Source organism: Campylobacter concisus (assembly GCF_002092855.1).
In the GTDB taxonomy this organism is placed as follows: Bacteria; Campylobacterota; Campylobacteria; order Campylobacterales; family Campylobacteraceae; genus Campylobacter_A; species Campylobacter_A concisus_AI.
The window spans coordinates 1-5000 of the sequence record NZ_LVLC01000032.1; the positions used below are offsets into that span (position 1 = coordinate 1).

2 protein-coding genes, 2 tRNA genes and 3 rRNA genes (1 of these 7 running past the window's edge) are annotated in these 5000 nt (G+C 41.4%); 1 reads left to right on the forward strand and 6 read right to left on the reverse strand.

Annotation, left to right across the window (positions count from 1 at the left end; genetic code table 11):
* The coding region (locus A3223_RS09480; protein WP_219336711.1) for an Rrf2 family transcriptional regulator at nt 1-204 on the forward strand (204 nt) is incomplete at its 5' end.
* A gap of 146 nt (nt 205-350) precedes the next feature.
* Here the strand turns inward: A3223_RS09480 and A3223_RS10035 are convergent.
* The 6 genes from A3223_RS10035 to A3223_RS09510 all read right to left on the reverse strand — a co-directional run.
* The gene (locus A3223_RS10035) at nt 351-794 is read right to left on the reverse strand and encodes a ComEA family DNA-binding protein (protein WP_084110099.1); all 444 of its coding nucleotides are present in this window, start codon (nt 792-794) and stop codon (nt 351-353) included.
* A 219-nt stretch (nt 795-1013) separates the two neighbouring features.
* Nucleotides 1014-1132 (reverse strand): 5S ribosomal RNA (gene rrf, locus A3223_RS09490).
* Between the two features lie 133 nt (nt 1133-1265).
* Nucleotides 1266-4169: ribosomal RNA gene (locus tag A3223_RS09495) — 23S ribosomal RNA — on the reverse strand.
* Between the two features lie 326 nt (nt 4170-4495).
* A tRNA-Ala gene (locus A3223_RS09500) sits at nt 4496-4571 on the reverse strand.
* Between the two features lie 12 nt (nt 4572-4583).
* Nucleotides 4584-4660, reverse strand: a tRNA-Ile gene (locus A3223_RS09505).
* A gap of 94 nt (nt 4661-4754) precedes the next feature.
* Nucleotides 4755-5000: ribosomal RNA gene (locus tag A3223_RS09510) — 16S ribosomal RNA — on the reverse strand; it runs 1265 nt beyond the window's last position.
* The 16S, 23S and 5S rRNA genes sit together here with 2 tRNA genes alongside, the layout of an rRNA operon.

A 5000-nucleotide genomic window follows, 5' to 3' on the forward strand; every position in this document is an offset into this window, starting at 1 on the left:
CTAACCCTCCTTCAAATTTTTAACGCAGTAAATGATAAAGAAAAACTTTTCAAGATCCACTCTGACTCACCTAAAGCCTGCCCGCTTGGCGGCAAGATCGAAGGCCTCTTAACCAACCACTTCCTAAAAGCACAAGAAGCTTTAGAGGATAGTTTAAGAAGCATTACTTTACAAGATCTATTAGATGAACTTATTAATCTATAAAAATTTAAAAAGTTGACAAACTAAGTTATAGAATTTAAAAAGTAGGCAAATATATAAAAACCAATCTATTTTTTATTAGGAACGCTATGCGCTCCTAACTATTTTTATATACTTTATGTAAGAATTTTTATAAATTTCTAGATTTATTACTCTTTGCTCTTCTCTTTTTTAGCTTTACTCTTTTTCTCTGCTTTATCTTTTAGCTTTTCTTTCTTATCTTTGACTTCTTTTGCACTATCTTTAGCACTATCTTTTTTCTCTTTTACTTCATCACTCTTTTTACTTGCTTTTTCTTTTATCTCATCTTTTTTAGATTTTATTTTAGATTTTGTGTCATCTATCTTTGTAGTGCCTGATACTGATATATCTGATTTTAAATTTTCAAATGTCTTATCGCCTATACCATTTACATTTTTTATATCTTCTATTGAGTTAAATTTATTCGCTTTTCTATACTCTATTATTGCATCTGCCTTTGAAGAACCTATACCATCTAAACTCATTAACTCTTCTTTTGTGGCGGTGTTTAAATTTATGGCTGCTAGTAATGTAGAAGCTGCTGCTAATAGTGAGAATATAATCTTTTTCATTTTTGTCCTTTTTGGGTAAATTTGGGTTTGGAGTCTATCATATTTGGTGTTTTTAGTCAACACTTGTATAAAGGCATAAACTAAAAGATATTTATAAACATAGAGATAAAAAGTCTAATTATTTAAAAATATAAATAAATTTTAGATTTGATATTTTGTTATAAATTAAAAAAATATTAAAAGAAGATTGTTTAGATAAAGAAGATTAAAAATTAACAAAGCCCGCAACGACCTACTTTTCCAACATCCCAGTAAGGGAGAGTATCATCAGCCAGGACGAGCTTAGCTTCTTGGTTCGAGATGGAGCAAGGCGTTTCCTCGTCTGTATAGTCACGGGCAGTGTTAAATAAAAGATATATTAGATAAATCTCTTATTTAACACTACTTGATAAAGTTAAAAGTCATAAACAAAGTTTTGCAAAAACATATCTTATTAAGTTTTTATCCTTAACAAGGAAGTGATGCTTATAAAAAGATAAGCAGACGAGCTATTAGTACTGGTCAGCTAAAGGACTTTCATCCATTACACACCCAGCCTATCAAACACATAGTCTATATGAGCTCTTAAAAGAAGATTCATCTTGGAGTTGGCTTCCTGCTTAGATGCTTTCAGCAGTTATCACATCCCAACATAGCTACCGAGCGGTGCTCTTGGCAGAACAACTCGTACACCAGTGGTTGGTTCGACCCGGTCCTCTCGTACTAGGGTCAACTCTCCTCAATCTTCTTGCGCCCACGGCAGATAGGGACCGAACTGTCTCACGACGTTCTGAACCCAGCTCGCGTACCGCTTTAAATGGCGAACAGCCATACCCTTGGGACCTGCTCCAGCCCCAGGATGCGATGAGCCGACATCGAGGTGCCAAACCTCCCCGTCGATGTGAGCTCTTGGGGGAGATCAGCCTGTTATCCCCGGGGTACCTTTTATCCTTTGAGCGATGGCCCTTCCACACAGAACCACCGGATCACTAAGACCGACTTTCGTCTCTGCTTGACGTGTATGTCTTGCAGTTAAGCTGGCTTATGCCTTTATACTCTACGAACGATTTCCAACCGTTCTGAGCCAACCTTTGTAAGCCTCCGTTACATTTTGGGAGGCGACCGCCCCAGTCAAACTACCCACCAGACATTGTCCTACTTGAGGATAACTCAAGCTAGTTAGCTATCAGAATAAAAAAGAGTGGTATCTCAACAATGGCTCACCATAAACTGGCGTCTATGGATCAAAGCCTCCCACCTATCCTGCACATTTTTATCCCAATAGCAGTGTCAAGCTGTAGTAAAGGTCCACGGGGTCTTTCCGTCTTGCCGCGGGTAGGAGGAATTTTCACCTCCACTACAATTTCACTGGATCCCTCTTCGAGACAGCTCCCATCTCGTTACGCCATTCATGCAGGTCGATATTTAATCGACAAGGAATTTCGCTACCTTAGGACCGTTATAGTTACGGCCGCCGTTTACTCGGGCTTCGATCAAACGCTTCGCAGAGCTAACGTCATCAATTAACCTTCGAGCACCGGGCAGGCGTCACACCCTATACATCCTCTTACGAGTTAGCAGAGTGCTGTGTTTTTGGTAAACAGTCGGGAGGGACTCTTTGTTGTAACCTTCAATGCTTACGGAGTAAATCCTTCACAAAGTTAGGCACACCTTATACCGAAGATACGGTGCTATTTTGCAGAGTTCCTTGAAGAGAGTTCTTCCACGCGCCTTAGAATACTCATCCCACCCACCTGTGTCGGTTTACGGTACGGGCAACTATAACTAAACTTAGAAACTTTTCTTGGCTCGACAGTATCAGCAATTCGCTATCCATTCCGAAGAACTTCAAACGCCTGTGGGGTCTCGGCTTAAAAAGATCCGGATTTGCCTGGATCTTAACCTACACCTTTCGACTAGCACTACCATCCGCTAGCTTGCTTAACTCTAAGCGTCCTTCCATCGCACATTATAGTTGGCATTGGAATATTAACCAATTTTCCATCGCATACCCCTTTCGGACTTTGCTTAGGACCCGGCTAACCCTACGATGACGAGCATCGCGTAGGAAACCTTGGGTTTACGGCGTTGGGGATTCTCACCCCAATTATCGCTACTCATGCCTGCATGCTCACTTGTATTCGCTCCAGCACTCCTTACCGGTATACCTTCAACGCAAATACAACGCTCTCCTACCACTTAGTAAAACTAAGTCTAAAGCTTCGGTACTCATTTTAGCCCCGTTATATTTTCCGCGCAGAATCACTAGACCAGTGAGCTATTACGCTTTCTTTAAAGGATGGCTGCTTCTAAGCCAACCTCCTGGTTGTTTAAGTAACTCCACATCGTTTTCCACTTAAATGAGATTTAGGGACCTTAGCTGTTAGTCTGGGTTGTTCCCCTCTCGACGACGGATTTTATCACTCGCCGCCTGACTGCCATGATTACACACTAGGTATTCGGAGTTTGATAGGGTTTGGTACATTGGTGTATGCCCTAGCCCATTCAGTGCTCTACCCCCTAGTGTTACTACATGACGCTATACCTAAATATATTTCGGAGAGAACCAGCTATCACGATGTTTGATTGGCCTTTCACCCCTATCCACAAGTCATCCCATAGCTTTTCAACGCTAGCGGGTTCGGTCCTCCACCGGCTCTTACACCGGTTTCAACCTGCTCATGGATAGATCACATCGTTTCGGGTCTGCAACGTCTGACTAAACGCCCTATTAAGACTCGCTTTCGCTACGGCTCCGGGTTTCCTTAACCTCGCCAGACATCACAACTCGCAGGCTCATTATGCAAAAGGCAGTCCATCACCCTGATAAATCATAGGGCTCTGAATGATTGTAAGCAAATGGTTTCAGGTTCTATTTCACTCTGATCACCTCAGTTCTTTTCACCTTTCCCTCACGGTACTTGTGCACTATCGGTCTAGTAGTAGTATTTAGGGTTGGATAGTGGTCTACCCAGCTTCAGACAGAATATCACGTGTTCCGCCCTACTCAGGATACTGCTAAGTAAAACAAAGCTTTCATATACGGGAGTATCACCCTCTATGCTTAATCTTTCCAGATTATTCTATTAGCTAAGTTTAGTCTATGTTGCAGTCCTACAACCCCACTAGTAAACTAGTGGTTTGCCCTCTTACGCGTTCGCTCGCCGCTACTAGCGTAATCTCTTTTGATTTCTTTTCCTGAGGGTACTAAGATGTTTCAATTCCCCTCGTTCGCTCCATATTAGGTAGTTAAGCTCGCGCTTAACTGGGTTGCCCCATTCAGAAATTCCCGGATCAAAGCCCCTTGACGGCTCCCCGAGACTTATCGCAGCCTGGCACGTCTTTCATCGCCTCTACTAGCCAAGGCATCCACCACTTGCTCTTTGTAGCTTACCTTTTCTATATTAGATTATTCTAATTCGCATCACTTCCTTGTTAAAGATAACTTTATGTTACTGTATTTAAATTCTAGCTCTCAAGACGGAAAGCATTGACTACTATTTAGATAAGTTTTAAATCCTAAATAGATTGTGATGTCAAACTTTTGCATTAAATGCAAAGAGAATAGAAATTTAAATCTTTAACAAGTCCTGTAAAATTGTTTTTAAAACTTGCTTGTGACTATTAACAATATTAATTAAAAGAACATTTAGACAAAAGTCTAATTAGAAAGTTTAATTTTTAAGCTCTCTAATTAGACTTAATATAGTTAAACTATTTTATGGTGGAGAATAGCGGGATCGAACCGCTGACCTCCTGCGTGCAAAGCAGGCGCTCTCCCAGCTGAGCTAATTCCCCAATTAAATTCTCTGGTGGGCCTAACAAGACTTGAACTTGTGACCTCACCCTTATCAGGGGTGCACTCTAACCAGCTGAGCTATAGGCCCCTATAGGTCTATCAATCTTTCAAAACTAAACAAGGATGATTGAGAATATCTTTCTTATAGATATCTTGTGAGAGAATATCTATATGTACTCTAGAAAGGAGGTGATCCAACCGCAGGTTCTCCTACGGTTACCTTGTTACGACTTCACCCCAGTCGCTGATTCCACTGTGGACGGTAACTAATTTAGTATTCCGGCTTCGAGTGAAATCAACTCCCATGGTGTGACGGGCGGTGAGTACAAGACCCGGGAACGTATTCACCGTAGCATGGCTGATCTACGATTACTAGCGATTCCGGCTTCATGGAGTCGAGTTGCAGACTCCAATCCGAACTGGGACAT